The sequence below is a fragment of the Paraliobacillus sp. JSM ZJ581 genome, assembly GCF_044383835.1.
Lineage (GTDB): Bacteria > Bacillota > Bacilli > Bacillales > Amphibacillaceae > Paraliobacillus.
Genome location: NZ_JBISEP010000004.1, coordinates 13,328 through 33,710 on the forward strand (window position 1 = coordinate 13,328; position 20,383 = coordinate 33,710).

A 20,383-nucleotide genomic window follows, 5' to 3' on the forward strand; every position below is an offset into this window, starting at 1 on the left:
TGTTTCAGCCTCTTTTTATGTAAAAGTGGGGGTAGCCCACTTTATGCATTGGCGCTCATTACTTGATCAACTGCATCTGGATCAAGTGTGTTTGTTGCATTTAAACCACTATTTGTATTAATAAAATCCCCCGTGTTGAAAGCACCTGAACCTGCTGATGTTTTTGATGAACTTTTTGGTGATAAATAAAAACTGTCTCCAAAATTAATTACTCCGCCACCAACTGAAACAATTTTAATCGGTCCGACTATCGCTGGCATATCATCCACCTTCTTTAATTCTTCTTCTTAGTTATCGTATGTTACTGTTCATTTAACTGTTCATCTGATTGCAAAATTCGAATATGCTTAAGTCTTGATTCAGCTTCGATTGTATTTACATTTCCAAGCTGAACAACTGAAGCGGCTGTTACCCCTGTTATATCAATTGCATTGACATGTACCATGTTATCATGATTAATTGTAATCTTTTGTATCGGTACTTTCGGTAAAGGAGGGAGTTTTTTGCTAAAAAGAGGATAGTTACTAAAAGCATATCCTTTGTCAGATTTTACGCCACCTTCTTTTTGAATTGCAATGACATTTACTTTCGGCTTTAAAATGGAAGCATCACCAATTTCAAAGATGCAAGAGTTAATCATATTATTCACTCGAGCTAATTTAATGGTCGATGTTCGAGACATGTGCTATACTTTCACCATCCTCACGGCTTAATGGAACAAGGGAACCAACTACATAGGATTCTGGAGGAGTATCGTAGTATGATTGTAATTGCATACAATCGTTATCTCCTACAAGGAAAATGGATGAAGAAGATATTGCTGTTATATCGATCCCTCCCACATGTAGCCCCCAATTATGCACTTCAAAATACATATGTTTCACTCCTACTGTTTAAAATATTCTCTCAATCCATAATCTATTTCTTCTTTAATTTTGTTAAAAATAAATTTTTCTCTGTTGTTTTTTTGTTGAATTTGTTGTTTATCTGCTTCTTTGTTATAAAAGGCTATACGTTCAGATAGCTGTTTACATATATCTTGAATAATAAGATTTTTCTTCGTTTCATCAATTGGTCGGTTTACATCTTTCGACATTTGATCAAGCAAAGTAGGTCCAACTTGATAAATATACTCCTCTAATTGAGAGAGTAAAGGGTGAGGTTGATTTAATCGCCTCTCTTGTTGCTTTAATGGAACAGAAAAATCTTCTACATTTGCAAGATCTTCAGGAGTAAAACCGATATGAAGTGTACCATCCATACGTTCAATTTTTAATTGATCAAAATGATATTCTAATTTTTCAATCGTAGTGTGGGAAGGGACGTTTTTTTGTTGTGATTCTAGTTCATTTATTCGAATTGATAAATCACGAATTAATTTATCTTGTTTTTTTATGTGTGCATGTAACTGTTCCATATAATGATGCCAAGTATCATTATTCATTTTATCCCTCCTGTAATACACATCACTCTTAATCGTAGTATCAACTTAACTAAAAGCTGCTAATGGAACTAATGGTGCTTCGGGTTTACCTTGTTGTAATTCAGCAGGAATAGCTAGTTCTTCATACTCTCCTGTATTATATAAGTCTGCTGAAGATTGGATAGAACCGGCACTTCCAATTTGTAAAACGGAAGAATTAGAAATGCTACCTATCTTTAGCATTTGAATCGTAATCGTTTGATGAACGGTCCATTGCATCGTTATCACTCCACCTCTAATTCCTAAAAACTTGTTACAATTTGATCAATGTTATCCTGATCGTTTATTTCCGTATTTGATTCATTTATATGAATGGAAAGCCCTTTACCTGTATTAAAAGAGCCCCCACCAGCGAATGTTTTCAAATCAGAATAAGGTTGCATGATATATACATCTCCAATATGAAAGATGCTCGAAGCCCCAATAGAATTAACTTTCACGGCTCCAACAATAGCAGGCATATTGCTTCCTCCTTTATTTTAGTTTATGAGTAAACATCCCATTTGTGCTTTTTTGGAGTAAAGTCAATTGTATTATTTCTTACTATTTATAGTTGGAAAGTTTCTAGCCTTTTTATCTCTGAGAAGTTATTCATGGCTATAATATATTAGTGTATAGAAAATGTTAACAAGAAAAGAAGCGAGTCATGTAATAAATCCTTTTTTCATTGTGTGATTAAACGTTTTATTTGCGAGGATTTAGGATATATAGTAGTAAATGATTTTAGAAATGATAGATAGGGATTTTTTCTGTAACATGCGTTATTTGAATGAACAATACATGGGTCGAGTGATAAAAATGGAAAAATACTCGATTTAGCGTTAAAATATATTGTGGTATGATAAGTAAATAAATTAAGAGATATACTTAGAAATGTGAAAAATGCTATAAAAACGATATAGGAGGAATAATATGATTCACTTACACATCACATCATGGGTATTAGCACTTATTTTGTTTATCATTTCTTATTACTATTATAAGGTGAATAAACAAAAAACAGCTAAAATAACACATATGGTTATTAGGTTATTGTACGTATTAATTCTTTACTCTGGTGGCGATTTATTAGTAGGCTATATTCAATCAGGTACATTCAATGCATTTGCAGCTGAGACAATAATTAAAGTTGTTGCAGGATTATGGGTGATTGTATGTATGGAATTATTACTTGTTCGCTTTGCTAAATCCAAACCGATAAAAGGATTTTTCGTTCAATTAACGGTAGCATTAGTTATCGTAATTGCATTAGGTTTTGGGCGTCTACCATGGGGTGTCCTCCCATTATAATAATTGTTTTGTCCATTTAATGAAAAACAACTCTTAATAAAAAAGCATATTGCTCATTATCGAGTGATATGCTTTTTTAGGTTTTAAAGCTATCTTTTATTTGTTCGTGTAGTGTACGAGTAAATTATTAAAACTAATGTATTTTTACAAAAATATACATCTGCTCATTATGATGAAACGACAATCCAAGATAGTGAGAGCATTTGTCTAATTAATGAATGGAGTCTCAACTACTAACATACTTAGATAGATGAATCATTAGTTAAAATAGAGCAAACAGCAGGTTAGTCTACTGTTTGCTCTTTATTGACATATACTTTTCGAACCCATACTTTTGACCGCCAACGCTTGAGCATAAATATTCCTCGAAGCCATTCATCAGCAATAAATCCAATCCATATACCGATAAGACCAAGCCCTAAAAAGATTCCAAAAAACCAAGCAAAAGTAACACTAACTCCCCACATGGATAAAATACCAACAAATACAGGGAATTTCACATCACCAGTTGCACGCAATGCATTAATGACTACTAAGTTAAACGCTCGACCGGGTTCTAAAATAATAGTGACAAGTAACAATAAAGCTCCTTCTTCAAGAATGGTTTGATTACTAGTGAAAATACCTAATAAAAAATCACTTAAAAAGTACACGATAATAGCAGCTAACGCACTTATAATAATTGCGATTTTTAGACTTTTTAATCCGCGTTTATAAGCGGAGTCGATATCACCAGCACCAATCATATGTCCGATTAAAATTTGAGAACCTTGGCCAATAGCGATTGAAAATAATAAAATAAACATCATAATATTTTGCACATATACTTTTGTAGTAATTGCTATCGTTCCTAATTGCGCAATAAAGTAAGTAATGACCATTTGGCTAGCATTATAAGATAATTGCTCACCAGCAGAAGGAACCCCTATGTTGAGTAAATCTAAAACATTTTGTTTATCATACCGATAAAATGATCGAAATGGGAGTGTTCCTTTGTTCCGTTTGATTAGTATAATCAATAAAGTGATAAATCCTAAAAATCGACTAAACATTGTAGAATATGCAACACCAATTACTCCTAACACAGGAAAACCAAATGGACCAAAGATAACAAAGAAATTACCAATAATATTCATAATATTCATAGCTATGGTGACGTACATCGTATCTTTCGTAAACCCGTAGCTCCGTAAAATAGCAGAAACAGTCATAATGAGTGCCTGAACAAAAATAAATCCACCTACAATATTCATATATGCGTCTGCTTCATTCATTAGTTCCTTAGGTAAGTCCATTAGACGTAATAGTGAGGTGCTGAAAAAAACAAGAAATATACTTAATAGTAGTGAAAATAATAAGTTGAGGCTAATGGATGTAACGGCTATCCTTCCAGCAATCAATGGACGATTAGCACCAAGATTTTGTGCAACTAGAATGGAGGCTCCAGCTGCTACGAAACCAAACATTACAACAACAACAGATAGAATCTGATTGGAAACCCCTACTGCTGCAACGGCATTATCTGAGTATTGACTAAGCATAAGTGTATCTGCATTTCCCATGAGCATATGAAGTAATATTTCAATAAAGATTGGCCAAGTTAGAGCAAATAATGTCATTTTTTTTGTTCTATTTACATCTGTCAATAAAGCTACTCCTTCCTTACTCATTTAGAGACTTGCTAACATGTTCACTTTTTTACAAGTTTAAAAAAAGTGAAGATATGGGTATTACTTTACGACTATTTTATTTAGATAGCAACATCTTTTTAGTAACTTTGACATGCAACTTATATTATGTAGCATAAATACAGTAAATTATAATCTTAAGATAACTAGGATGCAATTATTTTAATGAAAAAAGAACTATAAACCTTAAAATGCGGTTAATAGTTCGATTTTTATTATCTGTTACTTATTTTGTTTGTATCCCATAGTTATATGATAAAAGATTAAAAATAAGTTGTTTTGTAAAATGTAAGTATTTGTATATTATTAAAATAGTGATTATTCGTATGTGTCATTTAAGAAGAATAACGCAATTGTACCTGGCCCTGCATGTGCGCCAATACTTGAACCGATCATATTAATCTTAATGTCCTTAACTTCAAACTTTTCTCTGATCATCTCAGCTAATTGAGTTGCCGTCTCATATACGTCTCCATGACTAATGCCAATTCGCTGATTTTTCAAATCCTCTCCACGTTCTTCCATGATGTCTAACATGCGTTTCCAAACTTTTTTAGAACCGCGAATTTTTTCGAGTGGAATAAGCTTTCCGTCCTCTACATGAAGTAGTGGTTTGATTTTAAGTAATGTACCTACAAAAGCTGCGGACTTACTAACCCTGCCACCTCGATATAGATACTCTAAATCGTCAACAGTAAAAATATGCTCCATATGTGTAGCATGGTAGTTACTAACTTGTTTGATTTCTTCCATAGAGGCTCCTTGTTTAGCTAATTCAGCAGCTCGAATTACAACTAGTCCGTACCCTATTGAGGCACATTTTGTATCAATAATTGTTAATTCCCAATTAGGATAGTTTTCTTTCACCTCTTTTTCTGCGATTTTGGCTGACTGATAAGTACCTGACAATTCAGATGAAAAAGCAAGGTAAAGGCAAGGTGTATTTTTTTTTGCATAAAGTTCAAATAGAGTTTGAAAGGCAGAAGGAGAAACTTGTGAAGTCTTTGGAGATTCACCATCACGCATTGCATCATAAACTGTCTTAGCAGAAATCGTTTTTCCATCTTCATAATTGCTCTCTTTTAATTGTACAGTTAAAGGTATAGAATCGATTTGAAACGTTGTCAAATCTTCTTGTGATAAATCACATGCAGAATCTGCTAAAATTTGAATCGTCATTTTTTATCCCCCAATACATTCTTTTTATAAAAAGTTAAAGTGAAGTCATTGCATAAGTATTACTTCTAGTTTATAGTTAGCGAGGGTATTCGTCAAAGTAAAATAACTTCATCTTGTTATTTGATTAACGAACCAACAGTCTGGGTATGTTTAACATAAATGAGGAAATGTTATAGTTGTAATGCAAATTGGAGGTGTATGAAATGTTTTTATTTGAAGCAAAACGAATTGTGCTCGTTGTGATTGGAGCATTACTAAATGCGTTTGCACTGAACTTTTTTTTAATTGGTGCAAATGTATACGCTAGTGGTTTTACTGGAATGGCGCAACTATTATCAACTATATTTTCAGATTATTTAGGAATTGATTTTATTAGTACTGGGATTTGGCTATTATTATTAAATATTCCTGTTGCCATTCTAGGTTGGTTTAAAGTTGGGAAACACTTTACGATCTACAGTTTTTTGTCTGTTGCTATTACAACGATTTGTTTAGAAATATTACCAATCATTAGTTTTTCAGAAGATATTATGTTAAACGCAGTATTTGGAGGAGTTCTCGGTGGTGTTGGCATAGGTATTACTCTTAAATGGGGTGCTTCTACTGGTGGGTCTGACATTGTGGCAATGGTTTTATCACGCATGAAAGATCGCCCGATAGGTAGCTACTTGATGATTATTAATGGAATAATCATTGTATTAGCAGGTTATTTAAATAAGCCAGAGAATGCGTTGTACACTTTGCTTGCATTATACGTTTCAACACGTGTAATTGACGCATTACATACTCGTCATGAAAAAGTAACTGCAATGATTGTCACGAAAAAAGCGGATGAATTACAACAAGCGATACACGAGACGATGATCAGAGGTATTACTATATTACCTGCAAGAGGAGCATATACGAAAGAAGATAAAGCAATGCTCGTATTAGTAATTACAAGGTACGAACTATATGATTTAGAACGAATTATACATGAAGTTGATCCGAATGCTTTCACTAATGTTGTGCAAACAACAGGAATTTTTGGTTTCTTCAGAAAAAATGATTAAAAAATGTACGAGGCAATTTTACCTCGTACATTTTTTTACTTTATCAAGCTAGTATCCATATTCATTAATGATTGCTTCTACTTCAGGAATGATCTGATCCCAATCAGCATCAATTAATTTATTAACAGTAATAAAGTGTTGAAACCCAAATACATTGTCAACACCCTCTAATTTCATTAAATCATTCATGATAGCATGCTCACTTGTTTGACCAGGCATGACGGCAATACTATTATTCCCTTCAAATATCATTGAATTCGTACTGAATTTCATGGCATTTGGGTTAGGTGTAGATTCGACTAAAACACTCATGTTATTTCCTCCTAGAACTAAATTATTCTTTTGTTTAGTTTAGCAAAATTATCTTTAATATTAAAGTGTAAAAGCATTGATAAACGATCCAACTTGTTTTACGCTTATAAAAGTATACAATCAAATGGATGGAAAAGATATAAAGATCAATGCGAATGAGAATTTGGAGTGAACGCTTTATGGATACATGCAAGCAAATGTTTATTGAACGTCACAAAAAAATAATAAATGCATTGCAGCAACAAGCAACGATTTCAAGCAACGATTTATATGAAATGTTAGAAAATATAAAAAACACAGCTAGTTATGTAGACTTAGAAGTATTAACACACATGTCCTCTTACTTGTTAAATCAGTTGATCTCAAATGAGAAAACACACTGGACAAATGTAGAGTGCCATCATTTTATTCAACCGCTTATGGCTGTATTTTACGAAAAAGAAAGAAAATTAGAAAATCGAAAAAGAGTATTATTAATTGATAATAATGAGAATACATTGAATCAAATAAAAGAAGCATTAGAAGATAAAAACTATGAAGTCTTGCTAGCTACAAATAAAAATAGAGCAGTTCAATTTTTTTATGATTTCCACCCTGATATCCTTATACTTCATCTATGTAATGATGAGCAAATGGTATTTCAGATTATTCATCGCTTAAAAAAGCGTGCAAGCGAATCTGGGACAATTATGATGGTAGTTGGTAAAGGCGAAGATGAGAACTTGAAAATTAGAGCATACGATGCAGATGTTACAGATTTTATTGGGAAACCAATACAGTATAATTTGTTACAACATATTTTAGAAAATCGTATCCGTCAACAGGAGTTTTTTAGAGAAAGCGTATTAATTGACGAGTTAACACAAGCATATAATCGTACGTTTTTAAATAATATTTGGAAAGGGTTAATGAAAAAATACAAGAAATGGGATAAAGTATTTTGTATTGCAATTTTAGACTTGGATTTTTTTAAACAAATCAATGATCAATATGGTCATGGAGTAGGGGATGACGTATTAAAGCATTTTTCTTCCTTTATTTTACATAATAAACAAAAACAAGATTATTTTATCCGTTATGGTGGGGAAGAATTTATTCTTATTATTAATGAACTAGATCAATCAGCTGCAGCCACATATATGCAACAACTGTTAAATAAATTACTGAAGGCACCATATAGACTAAATGATATACATTTACCTATCAGTTTTACAGCTGGTGTTTCAGAGATGGACATGCAAATTGAACAAGTAGAAACATTAATTGAACAAGCTGATCGTGCACTATACTATGGTAAAGAAAACGGTCGTAAACAAATTGTGAAATATAATGTTTTATTAAATCAAGATCAAAAACGAGAGCAAAAAGAAACGTTGAAAATAGCAATCGTTGACGATGATCGTTTTATTCAACGAATGTTGGAGGATAAGATGGCCAAGTTAGAGATCGCCCCATATCATATAGTAGTTAAAAGCTTTTCGGATGGAGAAAGCTTTATTACCTCTGATTGGTATAAAGGAAGAGATAAAAAAATACTATTGTTGGATGGTATTTTACCAAATATGGATGGACTAGATATATTGAAGAAACTTAGAGAAATTGTAAGTGAACAGGAACTTGGGATCATTATGTTAACAGGTAGACAAAAAAATAGTGATATGGTTCGAGCACTAGAGCTTGGTGCCGATGATTATATCACTAAGCCATTTAGCTTAGAACAGTTAGAAGCACGTATCAAACGATTAGTACAGCGACTATTTAATAAATAACAAAAAGCGGTTATGTCATAGAAACCGCTTTTTATTATCGTTAAAAGGAGTAACTTACTTTTTTAAAATTTATTGTAATTCTTAATGATCTCTTAATTGTTGCTCTAACTTCTGAAGTTCTTGTTGTTCTTCAGGTGTAGCCTTTGAGTAAGCTGATTGAATTGCAGTAGTTGCCGCCTGCTTATCTTGATCGGACATCGAATGTCCGTTTGTTAAACGCTGAATGGTTTGTTTAGCTTGTTGCATAAGACGATTTTCCATGACGTGCCCCTCCTATAAATTATTTTTGTTTTGCTCTAAATCTGCCAGTCGTTCTCTGTACGGAAAACGTTCGTCATGTTTCTTCACTGCATCAGCACCTTGTGCGGTAAAACGTTTGGATTTACTTTTTTTCGTCATGCTTAACCCTCCTACAGTAATTAAACACGCAGATGTCATTACAAACAAAAAACTTGTAATTCAAAATGAATTACAAGTTTAATTTGAGCAAAATATAGCTGTTTTATACAATAATCTACACAGTTTCAATTGATAATTTTAAGTATTTTTCTAAAAATAATCCGATGCCATTCTCTTCATTACTGTCAGTAACGTGATTAGAGATTTGTTTTAACTCATCAATCGCATTACCCATTGCGACACCAACACCAGCATACTCAATCATTTCTAAATCATTATCTTCATCACCAAAGGCAATGATATTCTCTTGGGAAATATGATAATAATGCGCAATTCGTTGTAAACCTACTGCCTTATTCATTCCTTTTCTCACTATCTCAATGACGTTCCATGGTGCCCCCCATTTACGATGTTCAATAACCGTTGCGTGGTCATGATCTAATTTTTTTCTCAAAGAAGCAATGTAGGAGTCATTTGGATGAATTAACAGTGATGTAGGATCTACTTTTAGTTGATTTTTTAATGAACCGATTGTAATTGGACTTTCTTCTTTGTCTGTATGCAAAATTGCCATTAATTCTTCATCATATCGATCAAGATAAACATCATCAGAAACCTCAGCCATAATATTTTTCACATTAAGGTCATAGCATGTTTGAATAATTTCTTTAGCTGTTCGTACAGGAAGTGGGCTATGCAGTGATTTCCATTTTGTGTCAGTGGGGTGGTGAATAAGAGCACCATTAAAATTGACCATCGGTGTGTCTAATCCTAACTCATGATAGTAGTCAATACTTGCTCGATGTGGTCTTCCTGTTGCTATTACAACAATATGTCCTTCTTTTTTTGCTTGTAGGACGGTTTGTTTTGTTCGTTCACTGATGAATTTTTTATCAGTTAGTAATGTGCCATCTAAATCTAAAGCAATTAGATGCCGATTATTTGTCATATAAAATCACCTCTTATTAGTAAGTATAGTGTAATGAAGAAAAGGTTAACTGTAAAGGAATTAATCTTTTTGTGATTAATTTTTTGCATCTATTGTTTTTAGAATATATGATATTAGTATAATGTCATTCTTAAAATGAGAAAGGATCCTAATCAGATGATACATATTAATAAAATTTATTGGAATCAGATACCGATTTTAATGGTAGAGGAAGCAGCTCATATAAACAAAGCTCTACCAGTGTTAACTTTTATTCATGGCTTTACTAGTGCGAAAGAGCACAATCTACCGTTGGCATATTTATTAGCAGAGAAAGGTTATCGTGTTATTTTACCTGATTGTCATCTTCATGGCGAAAGAGAAGGAGATATTTCAAAAGAAAAAAGGCAATTGAATTTCTTTGAAATCATTAAACAGAATGTAATGGAAATTAAACAAATTAAACAAAAATTAGATGAAAAGGATCTCATTGATAATGGAAGGTTTGGACTTGCGGGGACAAGCATGGGTGGAATGACAACGGCAGCTGCTTTAACACAGTATCCTTGGATTCAATCCGCAGCTATTCTTATGGGAACACCCAAATTAACAACATATATGGAAGAGCTAATTAATGTGTTGGATAAACAAGGGGTGAAAGGATTTATTTCTAATGATGAAATAAATGCTATTATAGAAGAGGCAAGAAGAATTGATTTATCTTTACAACCTGAAGTGTTAGCTGAAAGACCGCTTTTTTTCTGGCACGGTGAAAAAGATGAGATTGTCCCTTTTGACCAGTCGTATAGCTTCCATGAATCGATCGTATCATTGTATAAAAACCCTGAAAATATTCGCTTTTTACGAGAAGTTGAAAGAGGGCATAAAGTAAGTCGCTTCGCAACACTTGAGATGGTGAATTGGTTTGAATTACAATTATAAAAATATGGTGTAGATCATTTAATTTTTAAAGATTTATGTTTATAATATATAATAAGTATGTTAGCAGGAGGTATAAAAAGATGAGTGAAGCATTGCAAGAAAATTTGATGGGTGCTTTGGAAAATGTAATTGATCCGGAACTTGGAATAGATATCGTTAATTTGGGGCTTGTCTATGGTGTTGATTTAGAAGAAGATGGAACGGCTGTTGTAACGATGACATTAACAGCAATGGGGTGCCCATTAGCTGGACATATTGAAGAAGATGTAAAACGTTGCTTAGAAGATATTCCAGAAGTAACCAGTACGCAAGTAAATATTGTTTGGAGCCCGCCTTGGAGTAAAGATCGTATGTCAAGATATGCAAAAATTGCATTAGGTATCCCTGATTAAAATATTGATCAAAGTAAAGGTAACAAAAAACGAACTGGAAAGAAATCCAGTTCGTTTTTCAATTTTTCATAACTTAATTTGTGTCCTTGTTGCATCATTTCAATCGATTGTACATAAGATAATTGGACAATTTTCGCAATTAATTTCTTTCTTTAAATAATCTAAATCAAATATTGTGATTTTTCCTTTTTCTATGTTGATTATTTTATTTCTTCTTAGCTCATTTAACAAGCGATTCACACTTTCACGTGAAGTGCCACAGAAGTTAGCTAACTCTTGATTCGTTAAGCTAATATTGATTAGGATACCATCGTTTTTTTTAATTCCATAGCTGTTAGTTAATCGTATCAGGGTAGAGTATAAAGCACCTTTTTTACCATGAAGAACAAGATCACGAAATTTTGTTTGATCTCTCCGATAATTCAAATTCATTATTTTTAAAAATTCCATTGTTAATTTTGGGTCAGCTAATAATTTTTCTTCTAGTGTCTGTTTTTTTATAACACCAACTTCGCCATCTTCCATCACTTTCGCATTGAGAATGTATTTAGCATGCTCTTCTTCCATAGCTAGTTCGCCAACAATATCATTTTTAGCACAAATACGTAAGGTAAGCTCACGTCCATCAGGTGAAATCTTTCCAATTTGTATTCTTCCAGAATAGATAATATATAACTCAGATACTTCTTCTCCTTGTTGAAATAAGAATGTGTTCTTTTTTATAGGCATGCGATGGTCAACTACTGATAAAATAGATGAAAGTTCTGTAGAGATACCTTTAAGCTGTATGTTTTCCCTCATTGATATCAGCTCCTAGCGAATTAGGTTTATTATCCTTAGTTTAAAACTGTTTATAATAAAAGCAAAGCAAAGAAACCGACGATAAAACAATAGAAGGCAAAGTATTTTAGATTTCCTTTAGCCATAATGTTCATAAACCAACGGAGTGCATAGTATGTAGCAATGATTGCTGTAATAAATGCTAACAGATAAGGAATCCACATTGTTTTGAGTTCGGGTGTAAGTAAATCATCAAGCGATAGAACCATGGTTCCTAAACTAATAGGGATATACAATAAGAATGAGAATCGTAAAGCTGTTTCTTGTTTCATACCTAATAACATAGCAGCTACAATGGTAGCACCAGAACGGCTAATACCAGGGATTAGTGCAACAGATTGTGCTAAACCAATAATGATTGCATCTTTTAATGTTAATGCACCATCATTTTTACGACCTCGAATATTTCTGATGATCCATAGAGCAATACCAGTGATAATTAAGGTGATACCAATCATCTTGTTAACACTAAAAAATGCACCAATATGGTCTTCGAAAAGTAAACCGATTACACCAGCAGGAATGGTTGCTACAACGAGATACAAGATAAAATTAAAATCATTTTTTGCTTGTTTCTCTCTACTGACTATGTATTGGAAACCATTTTGAATTAATCGAATAATATCATTTCGGTAAATAATTAGAACGGCTATTAACGATCCAAAGTTAACTAATATTTCAAACGATAAATTATCTAATTTTAAGTTAAATAAATTTTGAACAATAACTAAGTGCCCACTGGATGAGATGGGAATAGGTTCTGTAAATCCTTGAATAAATCCAAAAAAGATATATTTCAATAACAATACGAGTGAATCTGAATATTCCATAATAACTCCCCTAAACAATTATTTTAGTTAAACGTGTTTAACTACTGTTGTCTTTAGATCTGTGTGTTTGTCACACTAATTATTGAGATTGCATAAGTTAAGAATGAAGGAAAGGAGAGGGTTAAATGAAACAACCACAACACCATTCATTCCATATGTATGATTTATGTAAAAATCATATACATCATTATGTGCTAATAGAAACATCAGATGGTACAACCATCGATGGGATTATAACAGATGTTGATGAACAAAATGTGTACCTTGCAATACCGAATACGATGCCTGTATCACCGGATATGGATAATAATCGACAATATTACTCACCTTACGGCTATGGAGGTTATCCGTATGGATATGGTCCGTATCCAGGTTATGGTCGCTTTAGAAGATTAGTACTTCCGTTGGCTGCTTTAACAGCATTAAGCGTACTTCCTTGGTATTGATGTTAAAAACACCCCCTTACCAATAGATGTGGAAAGGGGGTATCTACCTAACTATTCGACTGTTTCGTTTGTATCATTTTTTGTAATAATACCATCTCCAACTATTGAGACTATAACAGTAAATCCTACTGTTAAAGCAAGGACTGGTCCTAAACTAAATGGTTCTCCAGCCATGCTTAATAATAAATAGCCTACAGCTGAGCTAATTGCAAATGACCAAATTAATAAGCCAAGGTAACGCATGGTTCTCACCTCTATTAGAACATTCTTTATATATCGTACCAAATAATAGTGTGAAAATAAAGTGAATCTTTTTTGAAACATTAATTCTATGCTTTGCATACATGAATTAATTTATGAATGTGAAAAATGAGTAACTATGTTGTTGAATCATATAACTCCTTATGTGATAGGGAAGTGGTAATGAACGAAAACCACACAAATTAAAGAAAGGGAGACTATTATGTATGTGGTCGTCAACGCATTTCATTGGATTGGTTATCATATCATTGAGCACCTTTTATCAAAAGGAGAAAAGGTTGTAGGTGTAGATACATTAGATTCTGATTTAAAAACACACTTGCTATTGTCGGTAGGTAGAAATGCAAATTTTACATTTCGGGAAGATATTGAGGATGTATTAGAAGAAGTTATACACCAGGAACAAACAAATGTTTTGCTTATCGATCATTCATACCAAACGTGTGATTATTTAGTGAAGAATTTTCCTTGTTATTTTATTCATACGAAAGAAATTACGAAAAAATCAGAGTCAATGACGTATATTCATGCACCAATGATATACGGTGAATGGATGCCAAGGGATAAAAGTTGGTTCTATTGGAATGATAAAACAATTCTATTGGGCTCAGAATTGTTTCATGAGAAAGGTGTATCTATTCAAATTTTTGTTTTAGTTGTTATGTTAATTATGAAGGCAAGATTAAAGCCAACTTCGATTCAATTAGAATCTGCTGACAAAGAAACAATGAACTGCAATAAATCAATCATATATATAATAGAAAAAAGGAATATGGATCATAAATTAGAGAAGCTAGAAGAACATTTTCAACAATATCATGAATTATATTAACAATGTAATGTTTTTTTAACTATGTTTTACGTTTACTGTTTCAAAAGGAAAAGGTAAAATAAAATAGAAATCATATATGAATAAGGGTGTGCATGTATTGAGAAACATCATTATTTTTTTTTATTTTATTAGTTTATTTTTTCTTATCGTTTCTTTAGCTGGTTGTAATACTGGTGGAAAGATCAATAAAGTAGGGATGCTTGTTGAACATTCTATTAATGATCAGACATGGGGAGAAAAAGGATATCAAGGTTTACTACAAATTAAAGACAAGTACAATGTAGATGTTTATTTTAAAGAAGAAGTAAAAAACCAGTCTGAAGTAAATAAAGCTGTAAATGAATTTACTATGCAAGGTGTTAATCTAATTTTTGGTCATAGTAGCATTTACGGTAAATATTTCAATAGTATAAAAGAAAGTTATCCTGAAATACATTTTGTTTATTTTGATGGTGCTTATGAAGGTGATAACTTAACGAGCCTACATTTCAATTCCAATGCAATGGGTTTTTTTGCGGGCATGGTAGCTGGGAAAATGACAGAAACAAATCAAGTAGGGATCATTGGTGCATATGAATGGCAACCAGAAATTGAAGGATTTTATGAAGGCGTCAATTATCAAAATCCAGATGCGAATATTTCATTGAACTTCGTTAATGACTGGGACAATACGGAACGTGCTTTGTCGATATTTTCTACTATGAACAAAAATGAAGTCGACGTATTTTATCCAGCCGGGGATTCGTTTAGTAAAGAAATTATTGATCGAGTGCGGGAATCTCAGAAGTATGCAATTGGTTTTGTAACAGACCAATCTGATTTAGGAAATGAAACGGTGCTAACTAGTACGGTTCAGTATGTGGACAAGCTATATATACAAGCAGCAGAACAATTTGATAAAGGGAAATTAGCTGGTGGAATATTCACCTATGATTTTGAGGATGATGTCATCTCACTTGGCACTTTTAGCCCTAAAGTACCCAAAGTGTTTAAACAAAAGATAGAAAATGAAATTGAGCAATATGTAAAAACAGGCTTACTACCGAACGAAAGGTAAACTGATTTTATCAGTGCTTTCGTTCTTTCTTTTGTATATTATATTTCGTATAAACAAATCGTTCAATACTTGCTAAAATATTAAAATTAAATTATATTAGTACCAAGTCTTAATATATGATGTAAAAAAATATATTGAATTCCTAGTGAGAGGGTTGAAGCATATGAGCGCAGGTATAACTGGCGTAGGTAAATATGTTCCAGAAAGAATACTAACAAATCAAGATTTAGAAAAGATAGTGGACACAAACGATGAGTGGATTCGTACAAGAACAGGGATAGAAGAACGTCGCATTGCAGATGATGACGTAGATACAGCTGATATGGCTTATCAAGCGTCCAAACAAGCTATAGAGAACGCAGAAATAAAACCAGAAGAAATTGATCTTATTTTAGTAGCAACTGTTACACCAGACAAATCATTCCCTACCGTATCTTGTATGCTGCAAGAACGTTTAGGTGCAACAAAAGCTGCTGCGATGGATATTAGTGCAGCTTGTGCTGGTTTTATGTATGGAGTAATAACAGCGAAGCAATTTATTGATACTGGTGTTTATAAACACGTGTTAGTTGTAGGTGCGGAGAAACTATCCAAAATTACTGACTGGAAAGACCGTAATACGTGTGTGTTATTTGGCGATGGAGCTGGAGCGGCTGTCATAGGTAAGGTAAGTGGTGACCGTGGCATTAAGTCATTTGAATTAGGAGCTGATGGTGCTGGAGGTAAGTACCTGCAACAAAAAGATAATTATATTCAAATGAACGGTAGAGAAGTTTTTAAATTTGCTGTGAGACAAATGCCTGAGTCATCATTAAATGTAGTCAAGCAAGCAGGATTAAGTAAAGAAGATGTTGACTACTTAGTTCCACATCAAGCGAATATTCGAATCATGGAAGCGGCAAGGAACAAACTAGATATACCGGTAGATAAAATGGCAACTTCTGTTAAAAAATACGGAAATACGTCATCGGCTTCGATTCCAATCGCATTAGCTGAAGCGGTTGAGAGTGGAGATGTGAAAGATGATGATTTTGTTGTACTAGTAGGATTTGGTGGTGGTTTGACTTGGGGTGCTGTTGGTTTAAAATGGGGTAAATAAATGATAAAATCTATCTTAATGTATTGACTAAAAATAAATTGCTAGATTATATATAGGAGGAAATAGGCATGACCAAGAAACGAGTGGTAGTAACAGGCATGGGGACTGTGAGCCCATTAGGTAATACAATTGATCAATTATGGTCTAATTTAATTGAAGGAAAGTCGGGTATTGATTATTTTACTAAAGTTAATAAAGATGATTTCCCTGCCAAAGTTGCGGCAGAAGTGAAAGATTGGGATCCGACTCAGTATATTGATAAAAAAGAAGCCAAAAGAATGGATCTATTTACGCAATATGCAGTGGCTGCAGCGAAAATGGCTGTAGAAGATGCAAAATTAGATATTAATGACGAAAATGCGTCACGAGTAGGTGTTTGGGTAGGTTCTGGTATTGGAGGCATGGCAACTTACGAAGAGCAGTTCAAGAAATTCAATGAAAAAGGTTATCGCCGTGTAAGCCCATTCTTTGTACCGATGTTAATACCTGATATGGCTGCTGGTCAAATTTCAATTCAATTAGGAGCAAAAGGAATTAATTCTTGTACGGTAACAGCATGTGCTACAGGGACAAATTCAATTGGCGATGCTTTTAAAGTAATCGAACGAGGCGATGCAGATTATATGATTGCTGGCGGTGCTGAAGCGCCAATAACGAATATGGCAGTGGCTGGATTCTCAACTGCTAAAGCATTATCCTTTAATGATAATCCAAAAACAGCAAGTCGCCCGTTTGATAAAAATCGTGATGGTTTTGTTATGGGAGAAGGAGCAGGCATTTTAGTATTAGAATCATTAGAAGCAGCCGAAGCGAGAGGGGCAACGATTTATGCAGAAATTGTTGGATATGGTTCAGCGGCAGATGCTTATCATATTACAGCACCCTCACCAGATGGAGAAGGTGCTGCAAGGTCTATGCGCCAAGCGATAGAAGATGCTGCAATTGATGTAACTGCAATAAATTATATCAATGCACATGGAACAAGCACACCAATGAATGATTCATTTGAGACTAAATCAGTAAAAACTGTATTTGGTGAACATGCATATGATCTTGACATATCGTCTACTAAGTCGATGACAGGTCACTTGTTAGGTGCAGCTGGAGCAGTAGAAGCTATTGCATGTATTAAATCAATAACTGATAGCATGATTCCACCTACAATAAATTATGAAACAAAAGATCCTGAATGTGATTTAAATTATGTACCAAACAAAGCCAAAAGTTTAAGTATCTCTTATGCTTTAAGTAATTCTTTAGGCTTTGGTGGACACAACGCAACATTAATTTTCAAAAAATATTAATAGAAATCGGAAGGGCTGTCTAGCTATAGGCAGCTTTTTTTATATTTCTAAATGGATTTCATAATTACTCTGCTATTGGTATTCTTTTTTGTCTGATTCATACAATTTAAATATAGGACAAGCTAAAAAAAGGGGAATGGTGATGATTTATTTATGCATGTTTTTAATTGGCTTTGGATTCACGGTAGCAGGAAGTGTCACCATGGTTTTATATCTCAATCTGATTCCAGCAGGATTAACATGGCTAGAGTATTTTAAGTTTATTTTATCAAGAAATGAATGTTATTTGTTATTATTAGGAATTCTAATTATTTCTGTCACAATCCCAAAGTTAGCGCATATAGTAAAATGAATAAAAAATCTTGAGTTGGCCATACTGAATGCTAAATGAAATGCAATTCTTTTAATCAAATAGTATAAATTGAATGTAGTTTGATGAATGGAAGTGAGGTATTACATATGCAATATTTACATGATGTATGGGTGAATTGGTTTGAAGGAGAGGAGAATGGTTACAATGTTTGCGAATTCCATGAATGGCGTAAGTATGATGGAATTGAGATATTGGACCAGGTACCTGTAACTTATGTTGACTCTAGGCTGTTTCAACAAACTGAAAATGACTTAACCGACCTTCCAGAAAGCTTGTTAAGACAAATAAAAAATGCCACGTATCTTCGTAAAAATCAAGATAGAATTCCTATTGAATATGCCACGATTGTAACAGATGGTGAGTCAGCTTTAGCGATTGATACGATGGGATATAAAATCCCAATTAGGAAGAGTCGTTTAATCCCTAGACAAGAAAGATTAGTATTTGAAACAGTTAAATCATGTAAAAAATATCAATTTGTATTAGAAAAAGAAACATTACAGAAAAGTCATCACATTTTATCTTTGCCTCCAGAAGTAATGGTAGGATTAACTCGAAGGGAACGACACTTAAAACAATTGTTAATGATGGTACTTGATCAACTAAAACAAACAGAAAATACGCAAGAGATACAATATTGGTTAACAGAATGGTTACCAAATGACTATCGATCGATTAGAAAGTTGACGTTTTCTAAAGCGTGGAATCAGCTTTATTCGGCACTGGTGAAGAGCTGGTCTCCTCAACATGAACATATCTGCAAAAAAATGGTGAAAGGCCAACCTTTTTTTGAACAACTATGGGAACTTGAAAAAGAAACTAGTCACAACCATAGGTATAAGAGAATATTGTGAAAAGTCATTCCCAGCTAAAAGGGGAATGACTTTTTTAAGTTATTATTTTTTCTTCTTCACACGACCCAAACCCATTGCTTTTTTTGCTTTTGCTAAAGTTTTATTCGCTTTAACGGCAGCTTTGTCTGCACCATGATCTAGAATGTCATCTAATTCTGGTGATTGAATTAATTCATTGTGACGTTTCTGAATAGGTGCTAATAAATCAATTAATACATCAGCCGTTTCCTGTTTAAATACACCGTACCCAACATGCTCATATTTATTTTCTAACGATTCTATACTTTCACCAGTACAGCTTGCATGAATTGTCAATAAGTTACTTATTCCTGGTTTATTTTCTTTATCAAATCGAACAATTCCTTCTGAATCTGTTACTGCACTTTTTATTTTCTTTTCAATTTGTTTTGGCTCATCAAGTATAAATATAGAGGCTTTTTGGTTTTCATCGGACTTGCTCATTTTTCGTGTTGGTTCTTGTAATGACATAATTCGAGCGCCGACTTTTGGAACGCTAATTTCCGGAATAGTAAAAATATCATTGTACTTATTATTGAATCGTTGTGCCAATGTTTTGGTTAATTCTAAATGCTGTTTTTGATCTTCACCTACAGGTACAACATCTGTATTGTAAAGTAGGATATCCGCAGTCATAAGAGGTGGATAGGTTAACAGTGCGGAAGATACAGTTTCTTTACCTGAAGATTTATCTTTAAACTGCGTCATTCGTTCTAATTCACCAATATAACTAATTGTTTGCATGATCCAGCCTAATTGTGTGTGTGCAGGTACTTCTGATTGAATAAATAGTGTGGATTGATTTGGATCAATCCCAACAGCTAAGTACAGTGCCGCAAGTGAACGGATATTGTTTCGTAACTTTAATCGATCTTGTGGTACGGTAATCGCATGCTCATCTACAATGCAAAAATAACAGTTATGATCAGCTTGAAGATCGACAAAATGTTTTAAAGCTCCTAAATAATTTCCAAGTGTCAAAGAGCCACTAGGTTGAATGCCAGAAAAAATTGTTTTCATTATTCTCATCCTTTA

At 33.4% G+C, this 20,383-nt stretch carries 28 protein-coding genes; 12 read left to right on the top strand and 16 right to left on the bottom strand.

Going from position 1 to position 20,383, the window contains the following annotated elements; all coding sequences use genetic code 11:
* Window positions 1-41 precede the first annotated feature (41 nt).
* Genes ACH6CY_RS03715 through ACH6CY_RS03740 form a run of 6 tightly spaced genes read right to left on the bottom strand, consistent with a single transcriptional unit; the run spans window position 42 to window position 1,944 of the window.
* Window positions 42-260, bottom strand: a complete 219-nt coding sequence (locus tag ACH6CY_RS03715; protein WP_374065918.1) for a spore germination protein — start codon at window positions 258-260, stop codon at window positions 42-44.
* Window positions 261-301: 41 nt separating this feature from the next.
* On the bottom strand, window positions 302-682 hold the full coding sequence (locus ACH6CY_RS03720; protein ID WP_374065919.1) for a spore germination protein GerPE: 381 nt from the start codon (window positions 680-682) through the stop codon (window positions 302-304).
* A complete protein-coding gene (locus ACH6CY_RS03725; RefSeq protein ID WP_374065920.1) occupies window positions 660-875 on the bottom strand; it encodes a spore gernimation protein GerPD in 216 nt (71 codons plus the stop codon). Before ACH6CY_RS03725 ends, ACH6CY_RS03720 begins: the two co-directional genes overlap by 23 nt.
* An 11-nt stretch (window positions 876-886) precedes the next feature.
* Window positions 887-1,444, bottom strand: a complete 558-nt coding sequence (gene gerPC / locus ACH6CY_RS03730; protein ID WP_374065921.1) for a spore germination protein GerPC — start codon at window positions 1,442-1,444, stop codon at window positions 887-889.
* A 45-nt stretch (window positions 1,445-1,489) separates the two neighbouring features.
* Complete coding sequence (locus ACH6CY_RS03735) at window positions 1,490-1,702, bottom strand: spore germination protein GerPB (protein ID WP_374065922.1); 213 nt, start codon at window positions 1,700-1,702, stop codon at window positions 1,490-1,492.
* A 23-nt stretch (window positions 1,703-1,725) separates the two neighbouring features.
* Window positions 1,726-1,944 carry a spore germination protein gene (locus tag ACH6CY_RS03740; protein ID WP_374065923.1) on the bottom strand — a complete coding sequence of 73 codons (219 nt, stop codon included), beginning with the start codon at window positions 1,942-1,944 and terminating at the stop codon, window positions 1,726-1,728.
* 451 nt (window positions 1,945-2,395) lie between these two features.
* Here ACH6CY_RS03740 and ACH6CY_RS03745 point away from each other — a divergent pair, with 451 nt between their 5' ends.
* On the top strand, window positions 2,396-2,773 hold the full coding sequence (locus tag ACH6CY_RS03745; RefSeq protein WP_374065924.1) for a YisL family protein: 378 nt from the start codon (window positions 2,396-2,398) through the stop codon (window positions 2,771-2,773).
* Window positions 2,774-3,057: 284 nt separating this feature from the next.
* Here ACH6CY_RS03745 and ACH6CY_RS03750 read toward each other — a convergent pair whose 3' ends face one another.
* Window positions 3,058-4,443, bottom strand: a complete 1,386-nt coding sequence (locus ACH6CY_RS03750; RefSeq protein WP_374065925.1) for an MATE family efflux transporter — start codon at window positions 4,441-4,443, stop codon at window positions 3,058-3,060.
* 336 nt (window positions 4,444-4,779) lie between these two features.
* Window positions 4,780-5,640: a DegV family protein gene (locus ACH6CY_RS03755; protein WP_374065926.1), complete on the bottom strand. Its 861-nt coding sequence runs from the start codon at window positions 5,638-5,640 to the stop codon at window positions 4,780-4,782.
* 203 nt (window positions 5,641-5,843) lie between these two features.
* Here ACH6CY_RS03755 and ACH6CY_RS03760 point away from each other — a divergent pair, with 203 nt between their 5' ends.
* The gene (locus ACH6CY_RS03760; RefSeq protein ID WP_374065927.1) at window positions 5,844-6,692 is read left to right on the top strand and encodes a YitT family protein; all 849 of its coding nucleotides are present in this window, start codon (window positions 5,844-5,846) and stop codon (window positions 6,690-6,692) included.
* 48 nt (window positions 6,693-6,740) lie between these two features.
* On the opposite strand, the gene ACH6CY_RS03765 is transcribed toward ACH6CY_RS03760, so the two are convergent.
* Window positions 6,741-7,004, bottom strand: a complete 264-nt coding sequence (locus ACH6CY_RS03765; RefSeq protein ID WP_374065928.1) for a NifU N-terminal domain-containing protein — start codon at window positions 7,002-7,004, stop codon at window positions 6,741-6,743.
* Window positions 7,005-7,183: 179 nt separating this feature from the next.
* Between ACH6CY_RS03765 and ACH6CY_RS03770 the strand changes: the two genes are divergently transcribed.
* Entirely contained in the window at window positions 7,184-8,773 is a 1,590-nt protein-coding gene (locus ACH6CY_RS03770) for a GGDEF domain-containing response regulator (protein WP_374065929.1), read from the top strand.
* Between the two features lie 81 nt (window positions 8,774-8,854).
* Here the strand turns inward: ACH6CY_RS03770 and ACH6CY_RS03775 are convergent, their stop codons facing one another.
* From ACH6CY_RS03775 to ACH6CY_RS03785, 3 genes are all read right to left on the bottom strand, one after another.
* The gene (locus tag ACH6CY_RS03775) at window positions 8,855-9,034 is read right to left on the bottom strand and encodes a DUF3813 family protein (RefSeq protein ID WP_374065931.1); all 180 of its coding nucleotides are present in this window, start codon (window positions 9,032-9,034) and stop codon (window positions 8,855-8,857) included.
* Between the two features lie 12 nt (window positions 9,035-9,046).
* Complete coding sequence (locus tag ACH6CY_RS03780) at window positions 9,047-9,172, bottom strand: competence protein (protein WP_374065932.1); 126 nt, start codon at window positions 9,170-9,172, stop codon at window positions 9,047-9,049.
* A 115-nt stretch (window positions 9,173-9,287) separates the two neighbouring features.
* Window positions 9,288-10,121: a Cof-type HAD-IIB family hydrolase gene (locus ACH6CY_RS03785; protein ID WP_374065933.1), complete on the bottom strand. Its 834-nt coding sequence runs from the start codon at window positions 10,119-10,121 to the stop codon at window positions 9,288-9,290.
* 156 nt (window positions 10,122-10,277) lie between these two features.
* Here ACH6CY_RS03785 and ACH6CY_RS03790 point away from each other — a divergent pair, with 156 nt between their 5' ends.
* Both ACH6CY_RS03790 and ACH6CY_RS03795 read left to right on the top strand, forming a co-directional pair.
* A complete protein-coding gene (locus ACH6CY_RS03790; RefSeq protein WP_374065934.1) occupies window positions 10,278-11,042 on the top strand; it encodes an alpha/beta fold hydrolase in 765 nt (254 codons plus the stop codon).
* Window positions 11,043-11,122: 80 nt separating this feature from the next.
* On the top strand, window positions 11,123-11,434 hold the full coding sequence (locus tag ACH6CY_RS03795; protein WP_374065935.1) for a metal-sulfur cluster assembly factor: 312 nt from the start codon (window positions 11,123-11,125) through the stop codon (window positions 11,432-11,434).
* 99 nt (window positions 11,435-11,533) lie between these two features.
* On the opposite strand, the gene ACH6CY_RS03800 is transcribed toward ACH6CY_RS03795, so the two are convergent.
* The gene (locus ACH6CY_RS03800) at window positions 11,534-12,235 is read right to left on the bottom strand and encodes a Crp/Fnr family transcriptional regulator (protein ID WP_374065936.1); all 702 of its coding nucleotides are present in this window, start codon (window positions 12,233-12,235) and stop codon (window positions 11,534-11,536) included.
* 50 nt (window positions 12,236-12,285) lie between these two features.
* Window positions 12,286-13,104, bottom strand: a complete 819-nt coding sequence (locus ACH6CY_RS03805) for an undecaprenyl-diphosphate phosphatase (protein ID WP_374065937.1) — start codon at window positions 13,102-13,104, stop codon at window positions 12,286-12,288.
* 125 nt (window positions 13,105-13,229) lie between these two features.
* On the opposite strand from ACH6CY_RS03805, the gene ACH6CY_RS03810 reads away from it, so the two are divergent.
* On the top strand, window positions 13,230-13,550 hold the full coding sequence (locus ACH6CY_RS03810; protein ID WP_374065938.1) for a hypothetical protein: 321 nt from the start codon (window positions 13,230-13,232) through the stop codon (window positions 13,548-13,550).
* Between the two features lie 51 nt (window positions 13,551-13,601).
* Here ACH6CY_RS03810 and ACH6CY_RS03815 read toward each other — a convergent pair whose 3' ends face one another.
* Complete coding sequence (locus ACH6CY_RS03815) at window positions 13,602-13,793, bottom strand: DUF2929 family protein (RefSeq protein WP_374065940.1); 192 nt, start codon at window positions 13,791-13,793, stop codon at window positions 13,602-13,604.
* 220 nt (window positions 13,794-14,013) lie between these two features.
* Between ACH6CY_RS03815 and ACH6CY_RS03820 the strand changes: the two genes are divergently transcribed.
* The 6 genes from ACH6CY_RS03820 to ACH6CY_RS03845 all read left to right on the top strand — a co-directional run bounded on the left by ACH6CY_RS03820 (window position 14,014) and on the right by ACH6CY_RS03845 (window position 19,330).
* Window positions 14,014-14,643, top strand: a complete 630-nt coding sequence (locus ACH6CY_RS03820; protein WP_374065941.1) for a Rossmann-fold NAD(P)-binding domain-containing protein — start codon at window positions 14,014-14,016, stop codon at window positions 14,641-14,643.
* Between the two features lie 97 nt (window positions 14,644-14,740).
* A complete protein-coding gene (locus ACH6CY_RS03825) occupies window positions 14,741-15,700 on the top strand; it encodes a BMP family ABC transporter substrate-binding protein (protein WP_374065942.1) in 960 nt (319 codons plus the stop codon).
* Between the two features lie 163 nt (window positions 15,701-15,863).
* On the top strand, window positions 15,864-16,799 hold the full coding sequence (locus ACH6CY_RS03830) for a beta-ketoacyl-ACP synthase III (RefSeq protein ID WP_374065943.1): 936 nt from the start codon (window positions 15,864-15,866) through the stop codon (window positions 16,797-16,799).
* Window positions 16,800-16,867: 68 nt separating this feature from the next.
* Window positions 16,868-18,103 (top strand): beta-ketoacyl-ACP synthase II, encoded by a 1,236-nt coding sequence (fabF, locus tag ACH6CY_RS03835; RefSeq protein ID WP_374065944.1) that lies wholly within the window; start codon window positions 16,868-16,870, stop codon window positions 18,101-18,103.
* 142 nt (window positions 18,104-18,245) lie between these two features.
* Window positions 18,246-18,455, top strand: coding sequence for a YuzI family membrane protein (locus ACH6CY_RS03840; protein WP_374065945.1), 210 nt, complete (start codon window positions 18,246-18,248; stop codon window positions 18,453-18,455).
* 107 nt (window positions 18,456-18,562) lie between these two features.
* Window positions 18,563-19,330: a DUF3603 family protein gene (locus ACH6CY_RS03845; RefSeq protein ID WP_374065946.1), complete on the top strand. Its 768-nt coding sequence runs from the start codon at window positions 18,563-18,565 to the stop codon at window positions 19,328-19,330.
* 42 nt (window positions 19,331-19,372) lie between these two features.
* On the opposite strand, the gene trpS is transcribed toward ACH6CY_RS03845, so the two are convergent.
* The gene (gene trpS, locus ACH6CY_RS03850; RefSeq protein ID WP_374065947.1) at window positions 19,373-20,368 is read right to left on the bottom strand and encodes a tryptophan--tRNA ligase; all 996 of its coding nucleotides are present in this window, start codon (window positions 20,366-20,368) and stop codon (window positions 19,373-19,375) included.
* Window positions 20,369-20,383: the final 15 nt, after the last annotated feature.

Coding starts and splice junctions, on each gene's coding strand:
- ACH6CY_RS03715 (WP_374065918.1), bottom strand. CDS start 260: ATGCCAGCGATAGTCGGACCGATTAAAATTGTTTCAGTTGGTGGCGGA.
- ACH6CY_RS03720 (WP_374065919.1), bottom strand. CDS start 682: ATGTCTCGAACATCGACCATTAAATTAGCTCGAGTGAATAATATGATT.
- ACH6CY_RS03725 (WP_374065920.1), bottom strand. CDS start 875: ATGTATTTTGAAGTGCATAATTGGGGGCTACATGTGGGAGGGATCGAT.
- gerPC (WP_374065921.1), bottom strand. CDS start 1,444: ATGAATAATGATACTTGGCATCATTATATGGAACAGTTACATGCACAC.
- ACH6CY_RS03735 (WP_374065922.1), bottom strand. CDS start 1,702: ATGCAATGGACCGTTCATCAAACGATTACGATTCAAATGCTAAAGATA.
- ACH6CY_RS03740 (WP_374065923.1), bottom strand. CDS start 1,944: ATGCCTGCTATTGTTGGAGCCGTGAAAGTTAATTCTATTGGGGCTTCG.
- ACH6CY_RS03745 (WP_374065924.1), top strand. CDS start 2,396: ATGATTCACTTACACATCACATCATGGGTATTAGCACTTATTTTGTTT.
- ACH6CY_RS03750 (WP_374065925.1), bottom strand. CDS start 4,443: ATGAGTAAGGAAGGAGTAGCTTTATTGACAGATGTAAATAGAACAAAA.
- ACH6CY_RS03755 (WP_374065926.1), bottom strand. CDS start 5,640: ATGACGATTCAAATTTTAGCAGATTCTGCATGTGATTTATCACAAGAA.
- ACH6CY_RS03760 (WP_374065927.1), top strand. CDS start 5,844: ATGTTTTTATTTGAAGCAAAACGAATTGTGCTCGTTGTGATTGGAGCA.
- ACH6CY_RS03765 (WP_374065928.1), bottom strand. CDS start 7,004: ATGAGTGTTTTAGTCGAATCTACACCTAACCCAAATGCCATGAAATTC.
- ACH6CY_RS03770 (WP_374065929.1), top strand. CDS start 7,184: ATGGATACATGCAAGCAAATGTTTATTGAACGTCACAAAAAAATAATA.
- ACH6CY_RS03775 (WP_374065931.1), bottom strand. CDS start 9,034: ATGGAAAATCGTCTTATGCAACAAGCTAAACAAACCATTCAGCGTTTA.
- ACH6CY_RS03780 (WP_374065932.1), bottom strand. CDS start 9,172: ATGACGAAAAAAAGTAAATCCAAACGTTTTACCGCACAAGGTGCTGAT.
- ACH6CY_RS03785 (WP_374065933.1), bottom strand. CDS start 10,121: ATGACAAATAATCGGCATCTAATTGCTTTAGATTTAGATGGCACATTA.
- ACH6CY_RS03790 (WP_374065934.1), top strand. CDS start 10,278: ATGATACATATTAATAAAATTTATTGGAATCAGATACCGATTTTAATG.
- ACH6CY_RS03795 (WP_374065935.1), top strand. CDS start 11,123: ATGAGTGAAGCATTGCAAGAAAATTTGATGGGTGCTTTGGAAAATGTA.
- ACH6CY_RS03800 (WP_374065936.1), bottom strand. CDS start 12,235: ATGAGGGAAAACATACAGCTTAAAGGTATCTCTACAGAACTTTCATCT.
- ACH6CY_RS03805 (WP_374065937.1), bottom strand. CDS start 13,104: ATGGAATATTCAGATTCACTCGTATTGTTATTGAAATATATCTTTTTT.
- ACH6CY_RS03810 (WP_374065938.1), top strand. CDS start 13,230: ATGAAACAACCACAACACCATTCATTCCATATGTATGATTTATGTAAA.
- ACH6CY_RS03815 (WP_374065940.1), bottom strand. CDS start 13,793: ATGCGTTACCTTGGCTTATTAATTTGGTCATTTGCAATTAGCTCAGCT.
- ACH6CY_RS03820 (WP_374065941.1), top strand. CDS start 14,014: ATGTATGTGGTCGTCAACGCATTTCATTGGATTGGTTATCATATCATT.
- ACH6CY_RS03830 (WP_374065943.1), top strand. CDS start 15,864: ATGAGCGCAGGTATAACTGGCGTAGGTAAATATGTTCCAGAAAGAATA.
- fabF (WP_374065944.1), top strand. CDS start 16,868: ATGACCAAGAAACGAGTGGTAGTAACAGGCATGGGGACTGTGAGCCCA.
- ACH6CY_RS03840 (WP_374065945.1), top strand. CDS start 18,246: ATGATTTATTTATGCATGTTTTTAATTGGCTTTGGATTCACGGTAGCA.
- ACH6CY_RS03845 (WP_374065946.1), top strand. CDS start 18,563: ATGCAATATTTACATGATGTATGGGTGAATTGGTTTGAAGGAGAGGAG.
- trpS (WP_374065947.1), bottom strand. CDS start 20,368: ATGAAAACAATTTTTTCTGGCATTCAACCTAGTGGCTCTTTGACACTT.